24 protein-coding genes are annotated in these 24,238 nt (G+C 56.7%); 16 read left to right on the top strand and 8 right to left on the bottom strand.

The features are described 5' to 3' along the window. Positions 1-36 precede the first annotated feature (36 nt). Genes M495_RS10090 through M495_RS10075 form a run of 4 tightly spaced genes read left to right on the top strand, consistent with a single transcriptional unit; the run spans position 37 to position 2,423 of the window. Positions 37-576: a Csu type fimbrial protein gene (locus M495_RS10090; RefSeq protein WP_020826545.1), complete on the top strand. Its 540-nt coding sequence runs from the start codon at positions 37-39 to the stop codon at positions 574-576. A gap of 2 nt (positions 577-578) precedes the next feature. Beyond that, positions 579-1,082 (top strand): Csu type fimbrial protein, encoded by a 504-nt coding sequence (locus M495_RS10085; protein ID WP_020826544.1) that lies wholly within the window; start codon positions 579-581, stop codon positions 1,080-1,082. Positions 1,083-1,087: 5 nt separating this feature from the next. Beyond that, complete coding sequence (locus M495_RS10080) at positions 1,088-1,636, top strand: Csu type fimbrial protein (protein WP_020826543.1); 549 nt, start codon at positions 1,088-1,090, stop codon at positions 1,634-1,636. Positions 1,637-1,658: 22 nt separating this feature from the next. Further along, the gene (locus M495_RS10075; protein ID WP_020826542.1) at positions 1,659-2,423 is read left to right on the top strand and encodes a fimbrial biogenesis chaperone; all 765 of its coding nucleotides are present in this window, start codon (positions 1,659-1,661) and stop codon (positions 2,421-2,423) included. Here the strand turns inward: M495_RS10075 and M495_RS25800 are convergent. Beyond that, positions 2,409-2,576 (bottom strand): hypothetical protein, encoded by a 168-nt coding sequence (locus M495_RS25800; protein WP_020826541.1) that lies wholly within the window; start codon positions 2,574-2,576, stop codon positions 2,409-2,411. The genes M495_RS10075 and M495_RS25800 overlap by 15 nt on opposite strands. Here M495_RS25800 and M495_RS10070 point away from each other — a divergent pair. The 3 genes from M495_RS10070 to M495_RS10060 all read left to right on the top strand — a co-directional run bounded on the left by M495_RS10070 (position 2,575) and on the right by M495_RS10060 (position 6,247). Further along, a complete protein-coding gene (locus M495_RS10070; protein WP_020826540.1) occupies positions 2,575-4,920 on the top strand; it encodes a fimbria/pilus outer membrane usher protein in 2,346 nt (781 codons plus the stop codon). The two genes, M495_RS25800 and M495_RS10070, sit on opposite strands and share 2 nt — an antisense overlap. Before the next feature lie 18 nt (positions 4,921-4,938). Further along, positions 4,939-5,871 (top strand): Csu type fimbrial protein, encoded by a 933-nt coding sequence (locus M495_RS10065; protein WP_020826539.1) that lies wholly within the window; start codon positions 4,939-4,941, stop codon positions 5,869-5,871. Between the two features lie 136 nt (positions 5,872-6,007). After that, positions 6,008-6,247: a YebV family protein gene (locus tag M495_RS10060; protein ID WP_020826538.1), complete on the top strand. Its 240-nt coding sequence runs from the start codon at positions 6,008-6,010 to the stop codon at positions 6,245-6,247. A 54-nt stretch (positions 6,248-6,301) separates the two neighbouring features. Here M495_RS10060 and M495_RS10055 read toward each other — a convergent pair whose 3' ends face one another. Both M495_RS10055 and M495_RS10050 read right to left on the bottom strand, forming a co-directional pair. Then, the gene (locus tag M495_RS10055; protein ID WP_020826537.1) at positions 6,302-6,904 is read right to left on the bottom strand and encodes a hypothetical protein; all 603 of its coding nucleotides are present in this window, start codon (positions 6,902-6,904) and stop codon (positions 6,302-6,304) included. A 1-nt stretch (position 6,905) separates the two neighbouring features. Further along, on the bottom strand, positions 6,906-7,298 hold the full coding sequence (locus M495_RS10050) for an ASCH domain-containing protein (protein WP_020826536.1): 393 nt from the start codon (positions 7,296-7,298) through the stop codon (positions 6,906-6,908). A gap of 343 nt (positions 7,299-7,641) precedes the next feature. On the opposite strand from M495_RS10050, the gene yniD reads away from it, so the two are divergent. From yniD to M495_RS10045, 3 genes are all read left to right on the top strand, one after another. After that, positions 7,642-7,734 carry a small membrane protein YniD gene (yniD, locus tag M495_RS26000; RefSeq protein ID WP_369982358.1) on the top strand — a complete coding sequence of 31 codons (93 nt, stop codon included), beginning with the start codon at positions 7,642-7,644 and terminating at the stop codon, positions 7,732-7,734. Positions 7,735-7,752: 18 nt separating this feature from the next. Continuing rightward, on the top strand, positions 7,753-7,890 hold the full coding sequence (locus tag M495_RS25795) for a hypothetical protein (RefSeq protein WP_017892602.1): 138 nt from the start codon (positions 7,753-7,755) through the stop codon (positions 7,888-7,890). 366 nt (positions 7,891-8,256) lie between these two features. After that, entirely contained in the window at positions 8,257-8,466 is a 210-nt protein-coding gene (locus tag M495_RS10045; RefSeq protein WP_041414492.1) for a hypothetical protein, read from the top strand. 150 nt (positions 8,467-8,616) lie between these two features. On the opposite strand, the gene M495_RS10040 is transcribed toward M495_RS10045, so the two are convergent. After that, a complete protein-coding gene (locus M495_RS10040; RefSeq protein WP_041414489.1) occupies positions 8,617-10,047 on the bottom strand; it encodes a serralysin family metalloprotease in 1,431 nt (476 codons plus the stop codon). Between the two features lie 307 nt (positions 10,048-10,354). Next, a complete protein-coding gene (locus M495_RS10035) occupies positions 10,355-11,698 on the bottom strand; it encodes a 2-hydroxycarboxylate transporter family protein (RefSeq protein WP_020826531.1) in 1,344 nt (447 codons plus the stop codon). 465 nt (positions 11,699-12,163) lie between these two features. Between M495_RS10035 and pckA the strand changes: the two genes are divergently transcribed. Continuing rightward, on the top strand, positions 12,164-13,783 hold the full coding sequence (gene pckA, locus M495_RS10030) for a phosphoenolpyruvate carboxykinase (ATP) (RefSeq protein WP_020826530.1): 1,620 nt from the start codon (positions 12,164-12,166) through the stop codon (positions 13,781-13,783). Between the two features lie 47 nt (positions 13,784-13,830). On the opposite strand, the gene M495_RS10025 is transcribed toward pckA, so the two are convergent. Then, complete coding sequence (locus tag M495_RS10025) at positions 13,831-15,081, bottom strand: Zn-dependent hydrolase (RefSeq protein WP_020826529.1); 1,251 nt, start codon at positions 15,079-15,081, stop codon at positions 13,831-13,833. Beyond that, positions 15,078-16,457: a dihydroorotase gene (locus M495_RS10020; protein ID WP_020826528.1), complete on the bottom strand. Its 1,380-nt coding sequence runs from the start codon at positions 16,455-16,457 to the stop codon at positions 15,078-15,080. Before M495_RS10020 ends, M495_RS10025 begins: the two co-directional genes overlap by 4 nt. A 175-nt stretch (positions 16,458-16,632) precedes the next feature. On the opposite strand from M495_RS10020, the gene M495_RS10015 reads away from it, so the two are divergent. The 5 genes from M495_RS10015 (at position 16,633) to M495_RS09995 (ending at position 23,515) form a co-directional block, all read left to right on the top strand. Beyond that, on the top strand, positions 16,633-17,529 hold the full coding sequence (locus tag M495_RS10015) for a LysR family transcriptional regulator (RefSeq protein WP_020826527.1): 897 nt from the start codon (positions 16,633-16,635) through the stop codon (positions 17,527-17,529). A gap of 201 nt (positions 17,530-17,730) precedes the next feature. Continuing rightward, positions 17,731-18,822 carry a DUF917 domain-containing protein gene (locus M495_RS10010; RefSeq protein ID WP_020826526.1) on the top strand — a complete coding sequence of 364 codons (1,092 nt, stop codon included), beginning with the start codon at positions 17,731-17,733 and terminating at the stop codon, positions 18,820-18,822. Then, positions 18,819-20,477, top strand: a complete 1,659-nt coding sequence (locus M495_RS10005; RefSeq protein ID WP_020826525.1) for a urocanate hydratase — start codon at positions 18,819-18,821, stop codon at positions 20,475-20,477. Before M495_RS10010 ends, M495_RS10005 begins: the two co-directional genes overlap by 4 nt. After that, complete coding sequence (locus tag M495_RS10000) at positions 20,474-21,814, top strand: MFS transporter (protein ID WP_020826524.1); 1,341 nt, start codon at positions 20,474-20,476, stop codon at positions 21,812-21,814. Before M495_RS10005 ends, M495_RS10000 begins: the two co-directional genes overlap by 4 nt. Before the next feature lie 51 nt (positions 21,815-21,865). Beyond that, entirely contained in the window at positions 21,866-23,515 is a 1,650-nt protein-coding gene (locus M495_RS09995; protein WP_020826523.1) for an HAL/PAL/TAL family ammonia-lyase, read from the top strand. 17 nt (positions 23,516-23,532) lie between these two features. Here M495_RS09995 and M495_RS09990 read toward each other — a convergent pair whose 3' ends face one another. Then, a complete protein-coding gene (locus M495_RS09990) occupies positions 23,533-24,189 on the bottom strand; it encodes a TetR/AcrR family transcriptional regulator (RefSeq protein WP_020826522.1) in 657 nt (218 codons plus the stop codon). Between the last annotated feature and the right edge of the window lie 49 nt (positions 24,190-24,238).

Genomic DNA, 24,238 nt, shown 5'->3' with positions numbered 1-24,238 from the left:
TTGTGGGGTTCTCCCTTACACAGCAAGGAAACTAATATGAAAAAAACTCTGATGGCATTGACCTCGGTAGCCACCCTGCTGTGCGCAAACGGCGCAGCTAACGCAGCAGGCACTATTCAGGGCAACCTGGGCGTAACCTTAACCATCGGCGCGGGTTGCGTGGTCGGCGGTGGAAACAGCGCGGGTAGCGCCAACGACTTTGGCGCCATTAGCTTCGGGACTTACTCTTCCCTGTCCAACATTATTGACGCCAGCGCAACCGGTTCCGGCGGTGCAGGTACCCTGTCGCTGACCTGTACCACAGGCACCGCCTATACCGTGGCGTTGAATAACGGTCTGCACGTGGGTGCCGGTAACCAACGCCAAATGGCCAGTACGGCCGGCGCATTGATCAAGTACAACCTCTATCAGGATTCGGCCCGCGCTACCGCCTGGTCCAGCGGCGCCAATGCCCTGACCGGCACCGGTACCGGCGCAGCGGTTCCATTAATTGTCTATGGTCGTGTCCCGGCGGCGGCCACTACGCCAGATCCTGATACCTACAACGATACCGTGACGATGACGGTAACCTGGTAACAGTGCGGCAAGCCCTTTTTGTTTTTGGGTTGCTGACGCTGAGCCTGGCGGTGAACGCGGATAGCAAAACCGCCACCATTGGCGTCAGTGCCACCTTGTTGAAGGCCTGTGAAGCAGGCAGCAACTCGGGCGGCAATGTCAGCTTTGGTTCGCTGGACTTTGGTACGGTCTATTTCCTCACTACCAACGTCAGTATTGCCGGGCAACAAAACGCGGGCGCCATTCGTGTCAAATGCAACAACGGCACCAGTTACAACGTCCTGCTGGGCGGCGGGCAAAGCGGTAACACCGCGGCCCGTTACCTGAAAAGTGCCGCTGGCCAACAGGTGAACTACAACCTGTATACCACCAGCGCCCACAGCACCATTTGGGATAATCTGACCGGAGTATCGCAAACCGCCAACGGTCAGGATAACTGGTTACCGGTGTATGGCATGATCCCGGTGCAATCCACTCCTCCGATCGGCAGCTACACCGACACCGTGCAGGTCACCATCAATTGGTAAGGGTAATGCGTATTTTAAGCGGTGGTTTACTGCTCTGGATGATAACGCCGCCGGTACTGGGCGACACGGGTGTCAACGATCAGCAAAAAACCCAGGCGCTTACCGTCAACGCGACGGTAGTGAAAGGCTGTATTTTGGGCAGCGGCAGCAGCGATGTCACCACCTTCGGCAACCTCAACTTTGGACAGATCTCCTCGTTAGCCAGCAATATCAGCATAGTTTCCAGTTCGGGGGCCGGTTCCGTGCTGTTTCGCTGCAACCCAGGTCTGAGCGTCACGCTGGCGCTTGGCATCGGCAACAATGTCACCGGTTCTATCTCCGCCGGACGCAAATTGAAAAATACCCTGACCCCCGAGACCCTGATTTATCAGCTTTACCAGGACAGTAATTATTCCACCATTTGGGGCGATGGCAGTAACGGCGGCACCACAGAGGTCGTCGCCGCGACCGGTAGCACCCAGGAAATAAAAGTTTATGCCCGTTTGTTCTCGACCAGTACCCTGCCCACCAGTGGCACATACAGCGATACGGTCTTACTGACGGTCACTTATTAGTATTTTGAATAAGGATTTAGCCATGCGCATACCCTTCCGACTGCCACTGACGGCAGCGCTGCTGATTGTCGGCCAACAACAGGCTCTCGCCGCCGCGTCAATCCTGATTTGGCCCATCGATCCAGTGATTGAAGATCAACAACCCGCGACGGCGCTATGGTTGGAAAATCGGGACAGCAAGCCGGTCTATATGCAAGTGCGGGTGCTCGGCTGGAAACAGACCGCCGGTAAAGACGACTACAGCAACCAAAGCGAAGTGATCGCCAGCCCGCCGGTTGCCTCAATTGCACCAGGAAAACGCCAACTGATCCGGCTGGTTAAACAAACCCCGCCGCCTGCCGGGCAGGAGCGCGCCTACCGTATTCTGATTGATGAAGTCCCGGTAAAAGATTCAGGCAGTCAATCCGCGCCAGAAGGGGCGCAGATGGGGCTGAAATTCCAGATGCGCTATTCAGTCCCGTTGTTTGTCAGCGGTAAAGGGGTCTGGACCAAGCAAGACTCAGAAAAACCGCGCGATTACGCCACCGCCAACCAGCCGCAGCTCAGCTACCGTCTGTTGCAACAGAGTAGCCAACGTTGGCTGGAGGTGCGCAACCAGGGCATCGTGCATGCGCGTATCTCCAAAGTGACGATGCAGGGAAAAACGCTTAATGCCGGTCTGATGGGGTATGTGTTGCCCGGTTCGCAGATGCGCTTTGCCCTGCCGGCATCGGGCAGTTTCAGCAGCGGTCAGTTGCAAGCCACGGTCAACGATAACAAACAGCCGATAACCTTAACCGCTTATTGAGCTTGATGTGCCGTTAACCAGGATACCGTCCCCCAGGCGTAACGGGTTCGGGCTGAAGCCGTTAGCATTCGCCGTACTGTGCGCAGTGGCCACGCCGTGGCTACCGTACGCTTGCGCCGACGATTTGCCGCCGCCGCCCAGCGCCATCAGCATGCCGGATACCACCCTGTATCTGGAGCCGGTGGTCAATGGTCGTCAGACCGGGAAAGTGGTGCCAGTGACCTATCGCGGCGGCCACTATTACCTCACACCACAGCAGTTGCTCGACGCCGGCCTGCCGGTAGCGGATAAACAGGCGAAAGAAATCGCCGTCGACCAATTAGAGAAAGTGGACGTCACCTACAGCGGTGAAACCCAACAGTTGATGATCAACGTCCCCAACGACTGGCTACCCAATCAAAAATTCAACACTCAGAACCCACTGGATCGCCTGCCGGCGCAGAGCAGCCTCGGCCTGCTGTTCAATTACGATTTGTATGCCAGCCAAAGCAGCGCCAACGGCCAGCCGGGCTCTCTTTCTGCCTGGACAGAACAACGGCTGTTCGATGGCTTTGGCGTGGTGTCGAACACCGGTATTTTCCGCGGCAGCTTTAACACCTCCGCCAACAGTGAACAGGACAACCGTTATATCCGCTACGACAGTCAGTGGCGCTACAATGATGATGACCGCCTGCTTAGCTATACCGCCGGCGATCTCACCACCGGCGCCCTGACCTGGAGCAGTTCGGTGCGTATCGGCGGCGTCCAGCTGGCGCGTAATTTTGCTTCCCGGCCAGACCTGATCACCTATCCGCTACCGCAGTTCTCGGGCCAGGCGGCTCTGCCCAGCAGCGTCGATCTGTATATCAACAGTTATAAAAACAGCAGCACCAGCGTTAACCCCGGTCCTTTCACCCTGGATACCGTGCCCTACATTAACGGCGCGGGCCAAGCCACCGTGGTCACCACCGATGCACTGGGCCGACAAGTCAGTACCGTGGTGCCGTTTTATGTCGCCAGTAACCTGTTGCAGACCGGCATGAGCGATTTCAGCCTGTCCGCCGGTGCCCTGCGACGCAATTATGGCATGAGCTCTGCCGATTATGGCCAGTGGGTGACCAGCGGCAGTGGACGTTACGGCGTCACTGACTGGTTGACTCTGGAAGGCCGCGCCGAAGGCGCAGCGGAATTGGCGGTGGGTGGCGCAGGTGCGAATATTCGCCTTGGTCAATGGGGCGTTTTCAATGCCTCGTACAGCTACAGCCAGGCCAGCGATAATGCCTTTAACGATTATCAACCTTCGGAACAACCCAACTACTACGATCCCCTGACCGGTCAACCTATCCCGCAGCCCGATCCGCAGCCGGTCTATCAATACAGCTCCAATCATGGCGATCAAAGCAGCATCGGCTACACCTACAGCAACCGCTATTACAGTCTGAATGCTCAGCGCATCCTGCGCAGTGCCGGCTTCGGTGATATTTCGGTGTATAAAAGTGACTATCGTCTGAGCCGCCGTACCGATCAACTGACCGGCAGTATCGGTCTGAACCAATTCGGTAGCATTGGCGCCGGCTATTTCGATGTCCGTGACGCCATTGGCCAACGCACTCGTCTGGTCAACTTCTCCTACAGCATCTCGCTGTGGCGCAATACCAGTCTGTATGCGTCAGTGAACCGTGAAATCGGCAGCAGCGGCTACAGCGCCCAACTGCAACTGTCCATTCCCTTCGACAGTTGGGGTACCGCCAGCGTCAGCGCCTCTCGTGACAACAACAATCGCTGGAACCAACGCGTCAGCTACAGCCGTGCCGCGCCGACCGACGGTGGTTTGGGCTGGAACCTGGCCTATGCGGACGGACAGAGCAGCGACAGCTATAGCCAGGCCGATATCACCTGGCGTACCCGCCTGCTCGAAGCCCGCGGCGGGATGTACGGCAACAGCAATGATTATACCCGCTGGGGCGAAGTGAGCGGCTCGCTGGTGGCGATGAAAGGCGACCTGTATGCCACTAACACCATCAATGACGCCTTCGCCCTGATCTCTACCGAGGGCTACCCGGACATCCCGGTCCGCTATGAAAATCAGTTAATCGGGGTGACCAACGCCAAGGGCTATTTGCTGGTGCCAACCGTCACTTCCTACTACCACGCCAAATTCCAAATCGATCCGCTCAACCTGCCTGCAGACGTGGCGGTTCCCACGGTAGAGAAGACCGTGGCAATCCGCGATCACAGCGGTTTTCTGGTCGATTTTCCCATCCAGCACATTTCCGCCGCCGACGTCAAGCTGGTCGACGCCCAGGGCAAACCACTGGCTAACGGCAGTGAAGTGGCCGTTATCGGCAGCAAACAGCAAAGCTACGTCGGTTGGGATGGCATGGTGTATGTGGATCCGGTGCAATTGCAAAACCGGCTGAGCGTTATCCCGGCAGACGGCAGTGCCCCTTGCCAGGCGCAATTCAACCTGACCAAAACCCAGGGTATCCAAAGTATCGGGCCGATCGTTTGCCAGTAACTCATTATGGAGACAAATATGATCCGTGGAACCAAGGCGTTATTGCTGGCGCTGCTCTTGCTCACAGCCCGCCAGGCGCTCGCCGACTGTACCACCACCAACGGTGCCGTGACGCTGCCCGGCAGCAGCTCTTTTGCCGTCTACAACGGTTCGCTCAGCGCTCAAGGTACCGCCGGGCTCAACTGCAGCGGCCTTGGCCTGTCGCTGCTGACGCAAAACACCGTGACGGTTAAAATCAACTCGACCACCCACAATATGGCGCTGGCTAATACCGACGGTTCCGGCGATCAGATTCCTTATTTGATTTACCCCGATGCGAATTACCAATATCCCTACAGCGTCGGACAAACCATTGATTACAGTTCATTGAACCTGTTAACGCTGATCCTGATCTCGCCCAACGTCAATTTCCCGCTGTATATCAAAACTACCGCCGGGGCTAACGTGCGCGCAGGTACCTATACCGATACCGTCAACCTGGTGTGGAATTACCATATCTGCGGCCTGGGTCTGATTGGGCTTTGCATCTGGTGGGACGGCACCAATAAGCCCAGCACCGTTAACATCAGCCTGACGATCACTAAAGATTGTTTGCTGGGTACCGCGCAAAACGTCAATTTCGGCAGCATGGCATTGGTCGGTCAGTTTAATCCGGTGAACCAAAGCATCACCCTCACCTGCACTAAAACCGAGGGGTACAATACCTACTTTACCGATGGTAATAACCCCGTCACCGGATGGCGGCGAATGAAAAGTGGCACCAGCAACTATCTGCAGTATCAAATTTACCTGCCCAACACCACCACGGTGTGGAACAGCGCTAACAAGCAAGCAGGCTCTGGCACAGGGCTGGCGCAAAGCATTCCCTACCTGGCGCAAATCAACCAGGCGCAAACCGAAGTGCCGGTGGGCACCTACCAGGACAACCTGAGTTTTGTCGTGGAGTATTAAGCCCCTGCGCTAGCCGCTGAATGCTCATGTTGCCAGTTTGTATTTTTTATGTGGCATTTTTTGCTCATTTAGCTATGCTGATTAAGATGACTCAACTGGTCACACCTCATACCAGCACAGCAAGCAAGGAGTTCCAATGGGCAAAACCGTGGTGAAAATAGGCAGTTTCGAGGTTGATGACGCACATTTGTCCTCCTCGGCCGAGCAGGTCAGTACACTGGCGATCCCTTGCAAGTCGGATCCCGATTTGTGCATGCAGTTAGACGGTTGGGATGAGCACACCAGCATCCCGGCAATACTCGATGGCAAGCAATCGCTGCTGTATAAGCAGCATTACGATCGCCAGACCGATGCCTGGGTAATGCGGTTGGATTGAATGATGGAATATCTAAGAACGCGCGCTGTTTCGCTGGGAACAACGCGCGTTTTTTTATGCTATTGCGATACCGCGCCCGGCGAAAAAGCGGGCAAAGCTGCCCAACGGTAAAGTGACCTGTTGGCGCGATTGCGGCCGATCGCCAGACGGATTGTGGAATGTCACGCTCTGTGCCTCAGCGGCGGTAATCAACACCAGATGTCCGCCCCGCTGTGGCGGTGTCTGCTCGGGCCAGCGGATGCCAGGGTGCACCGAGGCCATAAAATAGCGTCGCTGCGCCAACAGCTGTGGCAGCGCTTGCGCCTCAATACCCACCTGAACCTCCGCCTCCAGGGCGAACTGCTCACGCACAAAGTCGACAAAGGGCGCATAAATCAGCCCCTTGATGCGATCCCCCTCACGCACGTAAGCCCCATAAGGCAAACTGCGGCGCGCCAGCTCCAACAGCGGCGGCGCATCGCCGTCGCGGTGGCTCAACACCATTTTCAGGCAGGCCATACCGCAAACGTGATTCGCCCATTCGATATATTCAGCCCGGTCGTGCGCGCCGCTGAGCGCCCAGTTAGCGTCATCCGCCAGCGTCACGCGCCCGGCAATCAGGTCGGCCGCCAGCTCAGGCGTCGCCCATTGGCAGACGTAAGGAACGGGGGCCGTCAAATCAGAAAGTCTCTGTGACTTTGAAATTCATCAGCACCAGCGTCATGTCCGGTGAGAACAGCTCATATTCTTCAAAGAAGCTCTGCAGCTCTTTACGCCAATAGGCCAACGAACGGTCACCTTCCCCTTCGGCAAAAGCATGGGCCTCATCAACCTGATCGTAGGTTTTCATCTCTACCGACGTCAGTTCCACCGCGCAAACCGGCTGACCTTTACCATCCACCACTACAAATACGTCACCAGCCAGCGGGATGCCTTCGCCGTCCAGATTGGAGCAGGTTGCCGTCTTGGTGCCGTCCAGGATCAGCTTGGCCACGTCGTCGGCCTGCTGCTCGGTCTTGCCGAACGCCCAACGCTCGGTGTTTTCATATTTCTTCGGAATTTCGCTCGCCATTGCCATACCTTTTTAAATAAATCATTGTGCAGACAGAATAGTACAACGTATCCGGCGCTGCCTGCACTGCCGAATTCAGCCCGCAGCCGCCTTATTGGGCTCTTTTAACGGCTGTTTGGGGTAAACCCCTGTGCCTATGCCGGGACAACAGGCATACTGTGAACGCAATTCACTCAATGGCTAACGGCCAGGCGGTAAAATGAAGAATGACGACAAAGACCCCGATGACACCTTCAGCGACCTGTTAAAAGTTCTGGCGGTGGTGATGATTGTAATCTTTGCTATCGGCGGCTGGTATTTCAGCTGATCACTAAAACAGGAGGTCACATTGGCCACCAAACGCATGCGCAGCAAGCACTGGAAGATGTTTTTAATATTATTGCTGATCTGTCTCGCCCTACTGTTATTGCGCTGGGCGGCAATAGTTTTCGGCTAACGGCAAGGAACAGGCCCCATGGCAAAACGAAATGGCAACGGCGTACAAATCGCCTTACTGCTGCTGGCGCTGGTTATTTTGGTCTGCGGTATTTTGATGATCACCACCGAGCTAGGTCACCAGGTGCTTGAAGAGATCGAAGATATTCTCGAGTAACGCCAGTCCGGCCGGATACTGACACGCCTTCTTTCAGTGTTCCCGCTTCGCGGGTTGCTTAGCCTCAGGCTCCAACAACTCGCGTAAATAGGTAATTCTCGCCTCCCCTTGCGGCAGCCATAAACGGTACAGCCAATGTTGCGCTTCAGCCCGCCGGCTCCGGCGATGGTACTCAGCCAGTTTATCGACCAGTCTCATCATTCACCCTCCAGATATTCGACACTGTTAGTATTGGACGAAAAAACCAGAAGAAATACTGATGGCTTGTTTTTTATGCATCCGGTTTTGGCATTGTGCGATCGGTACGGTGGCGCCCCCTGACCTCAACTGCTACATTGACCAAAAATCACCCAGCCGAGGTAACCCATGATGTTCTCGGAGCAGGAGATAAAAACCGTGTGGGATGAAGTGGCGCGTTTGATCGGCGACAGCGTGATGCAGTTGCGTCATCGCGGCGAGGTTTTATCGGTCGAAACGCTGGCAAAACACCTGGCGCAGCAACTGGCCGAAAGCAACGACATTGAACGCCGGATCCTGATAAGCGCGGCGATCAATATGCTGAAAGATGGAAAATGAATCGCCAACCGGATTGGTTGGCGATTCGGCAGAAGCCCGAGGTATGCAAGCCCGGCCTTCTGTGCGCTACTATGTCAGGCTAACATGACGAAATTAATAGGAATTATCGTGTTTTTCCCAATAAAGCACTATTTTTGTTGTCTGCAACCGTCAAACCAGCACGAAATCGCTCTCCACCAGCGGCTGGCCAATCACTTTCACCAGGAAGTCACTGCTGTCGAACCCACCTCCCAGATTGATTGCCACATCGTTGACGTGATTGAGCTCATCGTAAGTTAACAAGGCTTCACCGGCCTTACCGCTGAACTGACTAACGAACTCGATGCCATTGCTGCTGCCGGTGTTGAACAGCGTCAGATCGATTTTGTCTTCACCGCTGACAAAATCCACGATCCAATCCGGCGCATCAGCACGTGATTCGTTGGCGGCGAAATAAACGAAGGTGTCCTTACCCTCATTACCAAACAGATGATCCGATTCACCGCCGCCGTACAGAATGTCGTCCCCCGCGCCGCCGATTAAAATGTTATTGGTGGCGTTGCCGATGATCACATCGTTGCCGGATCCCCCAAACGCATTTTCGATGGTCACACCGGCGGCAATTGACACGTTCCCTTCCAGGCCGCCCACGTCAGAGAAGGACTTCTCGTTGAGGTTAATACGTTGATTCTGGCTAAAGCCTGAGAAATCAAAGGTGTCCGTACCGCCTGCATCCCAGGCGCTGAACACGATTTTATCCTGCGCGTGGGTGGCGGTGAGAAAATCACGATCGGTATTGGAATTAAAGCCGTAAACCGTGTCGCCGCTGCGCGTAGACATATTGGCGCCATAGAACTGCTGGATCGCCGTAATGTCATTTAACAGCGGAGCCGAAGAGTAAGCGCCTTTGAAATCTTGGCCGGTGCTGCTTTCACCAAAGTAGCTCATCACACTGTGGGCGCGGCTGTCTTCAAAATAGGTCGCGTCATTGTTGTAAGTGATGCTCACACCCGGGGCAGCGTTGTAATCCCCTGGGTGCTGCAGCCCCAGCGCATGGCCAATTTCATGCGTCAACGTCTGACGGCCATATTCGTTTTCATGGATCAGGTTATTGGCGAACACATTGCTTGTGGCGTTGTACCAGGTTTGCCCAGCCACCGATGGGGAGGTGTCGGGGTTATAGGCGAAGGCATAGGAGCCGCGTGAACTGACATCGAACAGGCCAAATTTGATATTGGCACTTTGGGTATCGCTGGTTTCGGTAAACGTGATATTGGCCACATCCGACCAGGATTGCAGCGAAAGTTTCGCCTGTTCGCGCTGCTGTTCATTGAAACTGCTGAAGCCGCCGATCCCCATGCTAGACATGTTGCCTGGCGCCTGTTCCCAGAAGCTGTAACTCAGGTTAACCGCGGTATCGGTCACACCTTTGTCGTGCCAACTGCGGTCGCCGCGGATCAATTCCAACCCGGCATCTTCAAAACTTTTCGAAGGGTGAATGACGTTCAATTTAAGATCGCTATCAGCCTTATAGGCTCCTTGAAGGGCCAATACGCTTGTAGCTTCTGCCGATGGGTTAACGCGTTGATTGCTTGATGACATTAGAGTATCTCCATATTCGTCATTTCAGTGAGTCGCTACGATCACTGTCGGATGGCCTTAATGGCCGTGTTCCGGTGCTGAATAAATACGGGGATCTCGCTAATGCGGTTGGCACCCTCCATGAGCACTCTTAATGAGAACGATAATCCCTTAAATAACAGGATAGACACTTTTCATTAAAATACAGAACTATCTGATTAAAATATTACCTTCAACTCTGACTCCGTTTGATTGCTTATTATTAGCGGCAGGCGAAAATAAAAAAACCGGGGCAATCCACCCCGGCAATCCTTAATTTAGCCCGGATTCAAATTAACCAACCCAATAACAGCGTGGCGCCGATAACGGTGGAAGCACCGCCGATGCGCGTGGCGATTTGTGCAAATGGCATCAGGCCCATCCGGTTGGATGCGGAGAGAATGGCGACATCGCCGGTACCGCCTAAGCCACTGTGGCAGCAGGTAACAATCGCCGCTTCAACCGGGAACATTTTCAGGTAAGGCGCAATCAGGAAACTCACCAGCCCCATCGACAACACCACCGAACCGCATACCACCACATAACCGACCGAGAACACCGCCACGACGCTTTCCAGCGGAACATACAGCATACCGAGGCCAATCATCAGCGGCCACACCAGCGCGGTGGAGACGAACTTATAAAAACTGTGCGCACCGGTTTCCATTGAGGTTGGGATCACCCGGCAATATTTGCACAGTACCGCAAACAGAATCATCAGTACCGGACCGGGAATATGCACGATATGTTCGAACAGGCCACCGACGATAAAGAAGGCACAAATCACCAGCAGTCCACCGCCCATCAGCTGGAAATCGACGTTGCCGCTGGTTTCCTTGATATCGAATACCGCGTTTTCCTCCGCCGAACGGATCAGCATGCCGTCACCGCTCAACGCCTTGCGTTTCATGCCCAGTCGCGCCAGCACTCCGGCCGCGACAATGGCAAAGATATTGCCCAGCACCGCCGCCGGCGCCAGTTGTGCAACGTACACGTCGGGTGTCGAACCCAGAATGGCGGAATACGCCAGCGACAGCGGCAAAATGCCCTCGCCGATACCGCCACCGATGATCGGCACGATGATAAAGAAAAAGGTGTGATAGAAGGTAAAACCAAACAGCTTACCCACCAGCAATCCGGTTGCCACCGCCGTTACCGTGCCCACCACCAGCGGGACGAACATACGGATCATGCCCTGGATCAGAATTACCCGGTTCATGCCAAGAATACTGCCGACCACCAGGCTGGCGATCACAAAGTACAGCAGATTGGCGTCTTTCATCAGCAGATGGACGGTACCCATCACGTTCGGCTGGAAAAAATTAAAGTACACCAGCACCGAAGGTACCATCAAGCACAGAATGGCCGGGCCGCCAATATCACGCAGTACCGGAATGCTTTTACCTAAATGCGCCAGCGCAAAGCCCAGCGTCATGATCACCGCCAGGCCGCCGATCATATTCTTTGGCAGGAAGTTGGCGTAGGCCGATACGGCGACAATCGCGCAAATGGTGATAAACAGCGCAACCGGCACGGCACCGATATCCATTTTCCGCAGGTGGTTAATCAATCCTGATGAATCAGGTTGCGGTATCTCTTTCTCACAGGTCATTTCTGCATTTATCTGTTTCATTATTCACCCTGCTGACAAGCGTTCAGTGTGGAGCGGATCGACTAATGGCATATAAAATAATTTATAAGCTTTAAAAGGTACGTTTCGGAATGGGCGTATTTATAATAAATAAAATAGTGGACAGCACTGACAATATGATAAAAAATAAAAATACAAAACCAAATTACCTTTTATTAATTCAATATTGTGAGCCCCCACCAATGTTGGTTTTAATTAATTATCGTCAGCGTTTTGTAATTAAATTAATCAGGCGCTAATTCACTGCTATGCTATAGATGGAAGTAAAAATCCGTGCGTTTATTAATGAGAACCGGAGCGGTAAATAGCTGAATCCGGTCAGCTTGTACCCGAGCCTTGCTCTGCACGCGGCACCGTGCGGAAAGCAGGCACATAATATATGCCCTATCGCTTTCAAAGGCCGTGGTCAGAAAGGCGAAGGGCATAGAACTAATAAGGAAGTAGGATATGTCTTCAATCGCGATTACCCCACAAACGCTGGCCCGCTACGGTATCCATCAGGCTACCGAGCTCGTCCATAATCCCAGCTATGAACAACTGTTTATCGAAGAAACCCGCGCCGACCTGCCGGCGCTGGAGCGCGGTACGTTAACGACGTTGGGCGCGGTCAACGTCGATACCGGCGAATTCACTGGCCGTTCTCCGAAAGACAAATACATCGTGCGTGACGACACCACGCGCGATACCGTTTGGTGGTCCGATAGCGGTACAGGCAAAAACGACAACCAGCCGCTGTCGCCGGAAGTGTGGCAACATCTGAAAACGCTGGTGGGTAACCAACTTTCCGGCAAGCGTCTGTTTGTGGTGGATGCCTTCTGTGGCGCTAACGCAGACACCCGCCTGAAAGTGCGTTTCATCACCGAGGTGGCCTGGCAGGCGCACTTTGTCAAAAACATGTTTATCCGCCCGTCGGATGAAGAGCTGCAGAATTTCGAGCCGGACTTTGTGGTGATGAACGGAGCCAAATGCACCAACCCTGACTGGAAACAGCAGGGGCTGCATTCGGAAAACTTCGTCGCCTTTAACCTGACCGAACGCATACAGTTGATCGGCGGGACCTGGTACGGCGGCGAAATGAAAAAGGGCCTGTTCTCGATCATGAACTACCTGCTGCCGCTGCAGGGTATTGCCTCGATGCACTGCTCAGCCAACGTGGGCGAACAGGGTGACGTGGCGGTCTTCTTCGGCCTGTCCGGCACCGGCAAAACTACCCTCTCCACCGATCCTAAACGCCAGCTGATCGGCGATGACGAGCACGGCTGGGACGACGACGGCGTATTCAACTTCGAAGGCGGCTGTTACGCCAAGACCATCAAGTTGTCTCCTCAGGCTGAGCCAGAGATTTATCAGGCTATCCGCCGGGACGCGCTGTTGGAAAACGTGCAGGTGCTGGCCGATGGCAGCATCGATTTCGATGACGCCGGCAAGACCGAAAATACCCGAGTCTCTTACCCGATCAACCACATCGAAAACATCGTCAAACCCGTGTCCAAGGCGGGACATGCCAAGAAAATAATCTTCCTGACGGCGGATGCCTTCGGCGTATTGCCGCCGGTATCACGCCTGACACCGGAACAAACCCAATATCACTTCCTGTCCGGCTTCACTGCCAAGCTGGCCGGCACCGAGCGCGGCATTACCACCCCAACCCCGACCTTCTCCGCTTGTTTCGGCGCGGCGTTCCTGACGCTGCACCCGACGCAGTACGCAGAAGTGCTGGTCAAACGCATGGAAGCGGCCGGTGCACAGGCCTATCTGGTGAATACCGGCTGGAACGGCAGCGGCAAGCGTATTTCCATTAAGGACACCCGCGGCATCATCGACGCCATTTTAAACGGGGAGATCGAGCACGCCGACACCTTCAACCTGCCAATCTTTGGCTTGGCGGTACCGAAGGCATTGCCGGGGGTAGATCCTTCGATCCTCGATCCGCGTAAAACCTACGCCGACGAATCGCTGTGGCAGGAAAAAGCCCAGGATCTGGCCCAGCGCTTTATCGATAACTTTGCCAAATACACCGTCACCCCCGCAGGGGAAAAACTGATGAGCGCCGGGCCTAAACTTTAAGCCACAGCGCGCTTTATCATCCTTACAGGGGCCTTCTGGCCCCTTTTTTATGCCAATTGCTTATCCAGATTGATCAACGCCTGCGCCAGCACCCTGGCCCCGTCGGCCAACTGTTGTTCGGTAATCGACTCCTCGGGGCAATGGCTACGCCCATTCAGACAGGGAATAAACACCATCCCCACCGGCCCGGTCGACGCCATATAAACCGCATCATGTCCGGCACCGCTCGGCAGCCGGCGGCCGGCCAACCCCAGCGAATGAGCTGCCCCCTCGATCGCCTGCATCACCGTTTCCGCGCAGGCGGTGGGTCGTGCACGGCTGACATGCTGCAATTGCGTCTGTAAATCCAGACTCTGCAAACGTGGCCGACAGTTTTCCAACAGCGCTTCCGGGAAAGTCTCCAACAGCGCCTGACTGTCACTGCGCACCTCCAGCATCAGTTCTACCTGCCCTGGCACCGCATTGGGGACATTTGGCGTCATGGCGATGCGCCCTACGGTCGCCACCACATAATGTGGATTGCCGCTTTGCTGTAACGCCATCGCGTGCGCCTGCTCAATCACATGCGCTGCTCCGACCAAAGCATCGCGACGAATATCCATCGGCGTGGTACCGGAGTGATCCGGCTGCCCAAGCACCGTCACCAACACCCGGCGGATGCCGACGATGTGCGTCACCACGCCAATCGGCAGGTGCTGGCGCTCCAGCACTGGCCCCTGTTCAATGTGCAGCTCAACGTAAGCGGCGGTACCGCCCGGCAGGCGCAGCGGCCGGTTCAGTTTTTCCGGCAGAGCGCCAATACGCGCCATCGCCTCCGCCAGCGTTTCGCCTTGCGCGTTCCGGGAAGCCAGCATACCGCCGTCCAATTCACCGCTCATCGCCCGGCTGCCCACGCAGGAGATACCGTAATCGCTGGGTTCTTCGGACAGAAAGTCGATAACCTCAAACGGATGCTGCAAAACTATCCCCTGTTGATGCAGACAATGGGCGATTTCAATCCCCGCCAGCACGCCGATAATCCCGTCATAGCGGCCGCCGCCCACCACGGTATCGCAATGCGAACCGGTCACTATCGGCGGCAGATCGTTGCGCACCCCGGCGCGCCGACCGATCAGATTACCGCCTTCGTCCAGCGTTACCGTTAGCCCAGCCCGCTTCATTTGTTCCGCCAGCCAGGCTCTTGCCTCGCTGAACAATGGCGTAAATGCCCGTCGTGTCCAGGGCACATCCGGCAACGTCATTTGTGCCAGATGATTGACCCGCGCCCACAAACGTTCACTGTTGATTAACTCGATCATTGGCCTGCTCCGTTGGCAACGCGCGGGCGCAGAAACTGTCCCGACCCCGGCGAATTAAGAATACGGCCCTCGGCAAAGACTGCTTGGCCGCGACAATAGGTGGCTTCCACCCGTACGCTGAACTCCATGCCTTCGAAGGTGCTCCATTTCACCGCCGACAAACTGTTCGCGGGATCGAATCGGTAGCGCTCGGGCCGCAATACCACAAAGTCGGCGTCCATACCTGTGTCAAACCCCCCTTTGCGATCGTCGAGCAGAAAATGCCGTGCGGGATTGCGACACAGCAGCTGCGCGACGGTGGTCGGCGCAATGCCGTGCTGCTCGCAGCCGCTCCACAACGCCGGTAACAGCGTCTCCAGCCCGGGGCCACCGGAGGCGTTTTTGAACACGTTGTCGTCCCCTTTACGCTCCAGACCCCAACTGACGTGATCGGAAGAAACGAAGGTGCAGTCGCCCTGCGCAATATGGCTCCACAACAGTTCGGTTTCCGCTTTAGGACGGATCGGCGGGTAGTGTTTGGTCTTGGCACCAAACTGGCGCGTATGTTGTTCATGGTTGAGCATCAAATACTGTACGCAGGTTTCAATGCTGACCGGGTAGCCAGCCTGCCGATACATCCGATAAAGTTCGAAACCGCGTGAAGTGGAAACATGCACCGCATGGGCGCGAGCCCCGCTTTCCGCCCCCATTTCATAAATTAGCGCCGTTGCCAGATTTTCTATCAGCGGCGTGTGAGCACGCATAAATGCATCCCAGCCAGTGTCGCCGGCCTCGACCATTCGCTGGATATTTTTACGCGTCAGCTCCTGCATCTGGTTGTGTACCGCACAGGCCAGCCCGGTCGGCGCAATAAGCTCAAAAGCATGCATCAGGTCGTCTTCGTCCACCCGAGGAAACCGGCCCGGCGTAGCTTCAAAGGTGGAAAACTTAAAGGCACATACCCCACCTTCGATCAGTCCGGCAGCGGCATCGAACCCATAGGTTGCGTTCAGGGTGCCAAACAGCGCCACGTCGACATGGCAGTCACGCTCCACCTCGGCAATTTTTGCTTCCAGCAGAGCGCGGCACGCCACCGGCTGCGGATCGTCATAAGGCATATCGACCATCACGGTGATCCCCCCCGCCGCCGCCGCCCGCGACGCCCAGCCCAATCCTTCCTGATTCGCCTGACTGCCGGAATGCACCTGACCGTCAATCACCCCCGGCAGGATCCACTTGCCGCCGGCGTCGATCACCTGTGGGGCCTCCGGTGCCTGACCGCTGCCGCTGCCGATGATTTTACCGCCTGCGATGGCCAGCCAGCCGTCCGGAGTCACCCGCTCGGCATCCACCAGATTGCCCTTGACCACCAGCTCTGGCCGTTGACTCAGATTCATAGCGCCTCTCCCCTAATTCCATTGCATAGAATAATGCATAAAAATGCATATACCTCAGGTTATCAATCGGTCGATTGTGCCGATAGTCAGGCCAGTGTAGGGTGAGGTTGCCTATTCTGTCTTATGCTTGTTTATCACTCATGCATAACAAAATGTTAACCATTGTGGAGGGGCTGTGCGTTTAAATCTCAAGCAAATCGAAGTGTTCCGCGCCATCATGCTGACCGGTTCGATCAGCAGTGCCGCCAAGCTGCTGCACGTTTCACAACCAGCGGTCTCACGCCTGATCGGCTACACCGAACAGCGGTTGGGTCTGACGCTGTTTGAACGCATCAAGGGGCGACTGTATCCGACCCCGGAAGCTCGTCACCTGTTTGTCGAGGTCAATTCGGTCTATCAGGGCGTTCAGCGGGTTAACGAAGTGGCTGAGGACCTGATCCAAAACCGTATGGGCCACCTGCGTATCGCCTGCAGCCCAAGTCTGGGGCAAGGGCTGATCCCCAGCGCCATCGCAAAATTCCACGCGCAATTGCCCGAAGCGCGGGTGATACTGCACACCATGATCCCGGACGTGCTGTTGCAGGCGGTGCTGACGCAACAGGTTGAACTGGGGGTCGCTTTTCTGCACGAAGGCCATCCCAACGTGTATTCGCGCCAGCTGTATGAAAACCGGCTGGTGGTGGCGTTACCTGCCTCACACCCATTAACCGCCAAAAATGTGATAGGTATCGAGGATCTGATCGACCAGCCTTTTATTGGCTATGGCGCCGAGATCCCGATCGGCCAACTGGTGCGCAAACTGTTAAGTGATGCCGATATCATTCTGCGCCCTACCGTCGAAGTGCAGCAGATCCACGTCGCCTGCGCACTGGTGCAAGCCGGGGTTGGCATTGCGCTGATCGATGAAATTACCGCCAATGGCCCGGTGTGGACCAAGGTGGTTTTTCGGCCCATCGAACCCACTGCCAAAACCCCCATCAGCATCGTACACGGCATGTACGAGCCCCTTTCACGACTGGCTCAGGCGTTTATTGCCACCCTCGAATCAGTGCAGATCCACTGGTCGCGCTAACGCATTTCATCACCACTCCCCTGGGTGATGGCGGCTCATTATTGCGCCTGAAGCATGGGTTAACATTGTGTTATACGCAGGTGATAAAAAGTAATGCGACATTTTGGTTAACCGCCCCCTAGTATCGAATTCCGGTAGCGCAACTATTCACAGATTATTCACTCAAGCGCAATCTCACCGATACTTTCAGGAGCACAGACCATGGGGCGTGTTTTAACACTTAACGATGTGGAGGCCGCGGTAAAAGGCGGTTCGGTATTTGCCTGCGGCGGTGGCGGTTGGGTTGCCCACGGCCTGGAGCTTGGGCGACTGGCGGTGACTATTGGCCGACCGGAACTGGTCAGCCTTGAGGAATTGAACGATAACGACTGGATTGCTACCGCGGCAGCGATTGGCGCCCCCGGCGGCCTGACCGACTGGCAAATGCTCGGCGTCGACTACGTTAAGGCCGTGCAGTTGGTGCAGCAGGAACTGGGCGCCCCTATCGCTGGATTGATGGTTGGGCAGAACGGCATGTCCAGCACCCTCAACGGCTGGTTGCCTGCCGCGATCCTCGGTTGCAAGGTCGTCGATGCGGTCGGCGATCTGCGTGCCCACCCGACTGGCGACATGGGCTCCATCGGCCTGGCCTCCAGCCCTGAACCGATGATCCAGGCTGCCGTCGGCGGCAATCGGGCCAATAACGCCTATATCGAACTGGTGGTGAAAGGCGCCACGGCCAAGGTGTCGCCGGTGCTGCGCAAAGCGGCAGACATGTCCGGCGGCTTTATCGCCAGCTGCCGCAACCCGATACCAGCCGGCTACGTGCGCCAACACGCTGCGCTGGGGGGCATCAGCCAGGCGATCGCCTTGGGCGAAAGCATTCTGGCGGCAAACGGCAACGGCATCGTCGAGACCATCTGTCGCCACACCGGCGGCAATATTATCGGCAGCGGCAAGGTTGCCGCCAACAGCCTGCGTTATACCGAAGAGGCGTTCGACGTCGGCATCGTGACTGTCGGCCAGGGCACGGACCTGCGCCGTATCCATATCATGAATGAACATATGGCGGTGGAAGACGCCCACGGTGAGCGTCTCGCCAGTTATCCAGACGTGATCACTACCCTCGACAAGGCCGGCAACCCGGTAAGCGCCGGGCAGTTAAAACCAGGCATGGAAGTGGTGATTTTCCATATGCATCATTCTCAGTTCCCGCTTTCCTCGTCGGTCACCGATCCGGCGGTTTATCCGCCGGTAGAGAAAACCCTCGGGATTGACTTACGCAGCTACCTGCCGACGGGAGATGCCGCATGAAAAGAGCCTTTAAAGTGACCTCGGGCACCGAGCTGCGCTGCCTGGGCTGGCGGCAAGAAGCGCTGTTGCGTCTATTGGAAAATGTGCTGGCCGTTGGCGAAAATCCCGACGAACTGGTGGTATATGCGGCATTGGGACGTGCGGCGCGCGACTGGCCGTCACACGATGCCATTGTTCATGCGTTAAAAACCATGCGTGAAGACCAAACCCTGCTGGTGCAATCCGGCAAGCCAATCGGCGTGCTGCAGACCCACGCTAATGCCCCCCTGGTGATCATGGCCAACTGCAATATGGTCGGCCAATGGGCGAAGGCGGAGAACTTCTACCGCTGGGAAAAAGAAAACCTGATCTGCTGGGGCGGACTGACCGCCGGCGACTGGCAATATATCGGTTCGCAGGGGGTGATCCAGGGGACTTATGAAATCTTCTCGCGTATCGCCGAACGGCATTTCGCTAACGATCTACGCGGCCGCTTTATCCTCACCGCCGGACTGGGCGGCATGGGCGGTGCGCAACCGCTGGCGGGCACCCTGGCCAACGCTGCGATTCTGACCGTCGAGGTCAATCAGGCCAGTATCGACAAACGGCTCAAAAACGGCTTTTTACAGCACCAGGCGAAAGATCTCGATCAGGCACTGGCGATGATCGCCGCTGCTCAGCAACGCAAAGAGGCCTTGTCAGTTGCGCTGCTGGGCAATGCCGCCGAAGTCTACCCGGCGATTTTGTCCCGCGGCGTAGTTCCGGACATCGTTACCGACCAAACGGCGGCGCACGACCTGGTGTACGGTTATGTCCCCGCCGGTTACAGCCTTGAGCAGGTGGCAGCGCAACGCGAAGCGGATATCAATGCGCTGATGGACGCCAGCCGCCGCTCTATTGTGCAACACGTAGAAGCCATGATCGGCTTTATGGATCGCGGCGCAGTGGTGTTCGATAACGGGAATCTTATCCGCACCCACGCCCACCAGGGCGGCGTTGCACGCGCATTCGAGATCCCCATATTCACCGAGGCCTTCCTGCGGCCGCTGTTTTGTCGCGCCATCGGTCCATTCCGCTGGATTGCGCTGTCCAACGACAGCAACGATATTCGGGTAATCGACGACTACCTGCTGCAGCGCTTTGCCGATAACCGCATCGTCAGCAACTGGATCACCCTGGCGCGCCAACATGTGCCGTTTGAAGGCCTGCCGGCGCGCATCGCCTGGCTCGGTCACGGGGAACGCACCGAGCTGGCGCTGGAAGTGAACCGCATGGTAGCGGACGGCCGTCTTTCCGGTCCTATCGCCTTCACCCGCGATCATCTCGACGCCGGGGCGATGGCTCACCCGAATATCATGACCGAAAAGATGAAGGACGGCTCCGATGCCATCGCCGACTGGCCGCTGCTCAATGCGTTGGTCAACTGCGCCTCCATGGCGGATTTGGTGGCAATCCACTCCGGCGGTGGCGGTTACAGCGGTTATATGACCAGCTCAGGCGTCACCACCATCGCCGATGGCAGCGCCGCTGCGGAGCAACGCCTGCAATTGTCGATGACCAACGACACCAGTACCGGCGTGATGCGATACGCCGACGCCGGTTATCAGGAGTCGCTCGACGAGATTGCCGAAAAATCCCTGCCCTATATCTCACTGCCTCGCGGAGAACAACGATGAATAAAAGCACGGTTCCGCCCATCTCCTCCCTGCTGGCTGCCGACGCCGCCGTTACGCCGCGCAAAAGCCGTGGGCGTAAAGCGATTGCCGCCGCTTCCATCGGCAACGCACTGGAATGGTATGACTTCTCGGTGTACGCCTTCTTCGCGGTGTACATCGCGCAGAACTTCTTCCACCCCAACGATCCCGGCACCCAACTGTTTGAGGCCTTTCTGGCCTTCGGTCTCGGTTTCGTCATTCGCCCACTCGGCGCCCTGGTGATCGGCGCTTATGGTGATAGGGTTGGCCGCAAGGCCGCCCTGACGCTGACTATCATGACCATGGCCGTAGGCACGGCAATCATTGCCTTTGCACCGCCGTACAGCGCTATTGGCATAGGCGCACCTTTATTGATCCTGTGTGGCCGGGTGCTGCAAGGATTTTCCGCCGGGGGAGAGGTGGGCGGCGCGGCCGCATTTTTAATCGAGCACGCCCCCGCGCACCAGAAAGGCCAATACGCCTCCTGGCTGCAGGCCAGCATGGGGATCTCCAATATCCTGGGCGCATTGGTCGCCACCGCGGTCACCCTGACGCTCAGTCACGAACAGGTAGGTGACTGGGGATGGCGTATTCCGTTCATCATCGGCTTGTCGATCGCACCGATTGGCCTGTGGATGCGTAAAACCCTGGAAGAAACGCCGCTGTTTGCCGAAGAGCAGGCCCGGCGTCAGCGGGAACAATGCGCTCCGGAAAAGCCACTGAGACAGCTGTTCCGTACCCATCCTCAGGCCGTGCTGCTGGGCACCGGGTTGTCTATTCTGTGGGCAGTGAGCGTTTACGCGCTGATTATCTATATGCCGATTTACGTTCAGCGTGTGCTGCATTTCGAGAGCCATCAGGCGTTTTTGGCGGCACTAATCGGTAACTGCTTTATGGTGGTTTGCTGCGTAGCGGCAGGTACCTGGTCCGATCGCATCGGTACCCTGAAAATCCTGCAGGCCGGTGCCGCCTTGTTGCTGGTTGCCAGCTACCCCTTGTTATTGCTGCTTGACGCTTACCACACCACCGCAATGCTGATCCTGGTACAGACACTGTTTTGCATGCTGGTGTCGCTGTTCGTCGGCGTGGCCCCTGCGGCACTGTCCGATCTGTTTCCCACCCAGATACGGGCCAGCGGAATGTCGGTGTCCTATAACCTAGCGGTGACGGTGTTCGGCGGCTTTGCGCCGGCGATCCTGACCTGGTTGACCCAGAATACCGGCACCCGTTTTGCGCCAGCCTGGTACGTGATGTTCGCCAGCTTACTGGCGTTGATTACCCTGTATTTTATCGCCCGCCGTCCGGCGCAGCAGCCCTGAAACGAATAACGTTACAACAACATAAAAATCAATAATAAGGGTTTACTTATCATGCCAGGAAAATTCGCTTTATCGCTGTTGGCCGCGCTGACGCTCGGTTACAACCCGTTTGGCTTGGCCACCGTCACGCTTGATGGACACTCTATTACCCCGCACCTGATTGCTCAGGTCGCCGACGGTGAAACGGTGAGCGTCACGCCCGTCGCCATGGAGCGCGTGACACGGTCACATCAGGTGCTGATCGAAGCTGCGCAGAGCGGGCTGAAAATCTATGGGCTGACGGTGGGCGTCGGATTAAACAAGGACCGACCGATGGTCGACGTCCACGGAAAACTGACGCAGGAGGTGATCGACGCATCGAAAAAATTCAACGTCGGCCTGCTGCATGCCCACTCTGGCGGCATTGGCAAAGCCATGAGCGTCCGCGTCGCGCGGGCCACCATGGTCACTCGGCTCAATGCCCTGTTGAGCGGTGGCGGCGGTGTCCAACCGGCGATTGTCGACGCCTATGTCGCTTTTCTCAACAAAGGCATCACCCCGGTGATCCCGGCGGACGGTTCGGTGGGCGAAGGGGATATCACGGTGATCAGCCACATTGGGCTGGCGATGCTCGGCGAAGGTGAAGTTTATTATCAAGGTAAAAAAGTGGCGGCCAAAGCGGTGCTGCAAAGCAGTCAGACACCGGCCATTGCCCCTTATGCCAAAGACGCGCTGGCGATCCTCAGTTCCAATGCCTATTCCGCCGCCAGCGGTGCTCTGGCACTGGATTCGCTGGCCCACCTGATGCAGGTTAATACCTTGACCTATGCGCTCAGCCTGCAGGCGCTAAACGGTAACCTCTCTCCGTTTCTCGCCAATACCCTGGCGCTACGCCCTTACCCGGAAGTGGCCGCCATGGGGAAAAACCTGCGCGAGTTGCTGATCGGCTCCAGCCTGTGGCAGCACGATGACAGCCGTCCCTTGCAGGATCCGCTGAGTTTTCGCTCCGGCGTCTATCTGCTGGCGGAGCTCCAGCGCAGCTATCAGCAGGCTTACGACCAGTTGCTGGTGCAGTTAAACAGCTCCGACGACAACCCTGGAGTGGCACTCGACGTTACGGCACCGTCGCAGCGGCCGCAGGAGGCGGTAGGCTACGTCAGCAAAGGCAGCCTGCAAGGTGCCGTACTGCCTAGCGCCAACTTTGAGCCGCTGCCCTGGGTACTGGCCTTTGAGCAATTGGGATTGGCGCTGGCGCATAATTCGCTGGCCAGCGCTCAACAGGTGGTCAAACTGAATAACCCGGCGTTTACCGGTCTGAGTCGTTTTCTCGGCACCGACCACACCGTGCATGCCTTTGGCGCAATGGAAAAGCCGGTCATGATGCTGGCGATGCGGAGCAAAGAACTCGCCATGCCGGTGTCGCTCGATTATTTCCCGGTCGCCGGCGATATTGAAGACATCGCCACCAATGCACCATCGGTGGTGGCTCGCGTTCAGCAGCAGGTGGACAACAGCTATCAATTGCTGGGGATCTTGTTGGTGCACGACGCTCAGGCAGTGGATTTGCGCCAGCAGCGACACAACGGCTTTACGCTATCCGCCCCCACCGCAGCACTCTATACGGCGGTGCGCAAGCAGGTGCCGTTTATCGAGGTTGACCGCCCGCTGGCGCCAGACTTCGCCGCGGCAGAACAGGTGCTGCGCCAGTACGGTAAAGAGTGACTTGACCACGATCAGCCTCAGGGCGCAGACGACGGCGCCCTGATCAACCCCGGCAACACCAGTGCCAACGCCGCCGCTATGCGAGTGTCGATATCGCTGCCCGGCGGCAACAGACCAAGCGCCATCTGGCGCAAAGGTTCTGCTATCACCATCGCCAGCAGCAGATCGCTGGTTTGCACGCAATCCAGTTCACGCAGCCAACCACGCCGTTGCTGGCGCTGCAGCCAGTCAGCCACAATCGTCCTGCCCCGTTCAATGCCGTTGCGCTGATAAGCCGCCAGCAAATCTTCACGCCCCGGAAATTCACTCTGCAGCAGGCGAAACATCCCCACCGCCTGCTCGCTCAGCACCTGTCGCGCAATGGCCTGCAAGCCCTGCGACAACAGCGTCGGCAACTCTGTCGCCCGCTGGGCGTCCTGTTCAAACACCGGCGCAAAAGCGTCGGTCCAGCTAGCGATCGCCTGCGTCACCAGCGCATCGCGGTTCTCGGCAAAGCGATACAGGGTTTTCTTCGCCATACCCGCCCGCTTCGCCACCGCATCCACGGTGGTGGCGGCATAGCCCTGCGTCAGCAACAGCGCCAGAGTGGCCTCCACTGCCGCGGCGCGTAACTCCCCTTCCGGAGCCGAGGGCCTTCCACGCGAACGCGGTTCGGCTTCCACTTTATTTACCATCACAGTTCCTCGAAATCGTTGACAGAGTCAGCATAGCGGCATAGCCTTA

This window comes from Serratia liquefaciens ATCC 27592, assembly GCF_000422085.1.
Taxonomy (GTDB): domain Bacteria; phylum Pseudomonadota; class Gammaproteobacteria; order Enterobacterales; family Enterobacteriaceae; genus Serratia; species Serratia liquefaciens.
The sequence above is the reverse complement of the archived record's forward strand: the minus strand, read 5'-3'. Positions and strand labels throughout refer to the sequence as shown.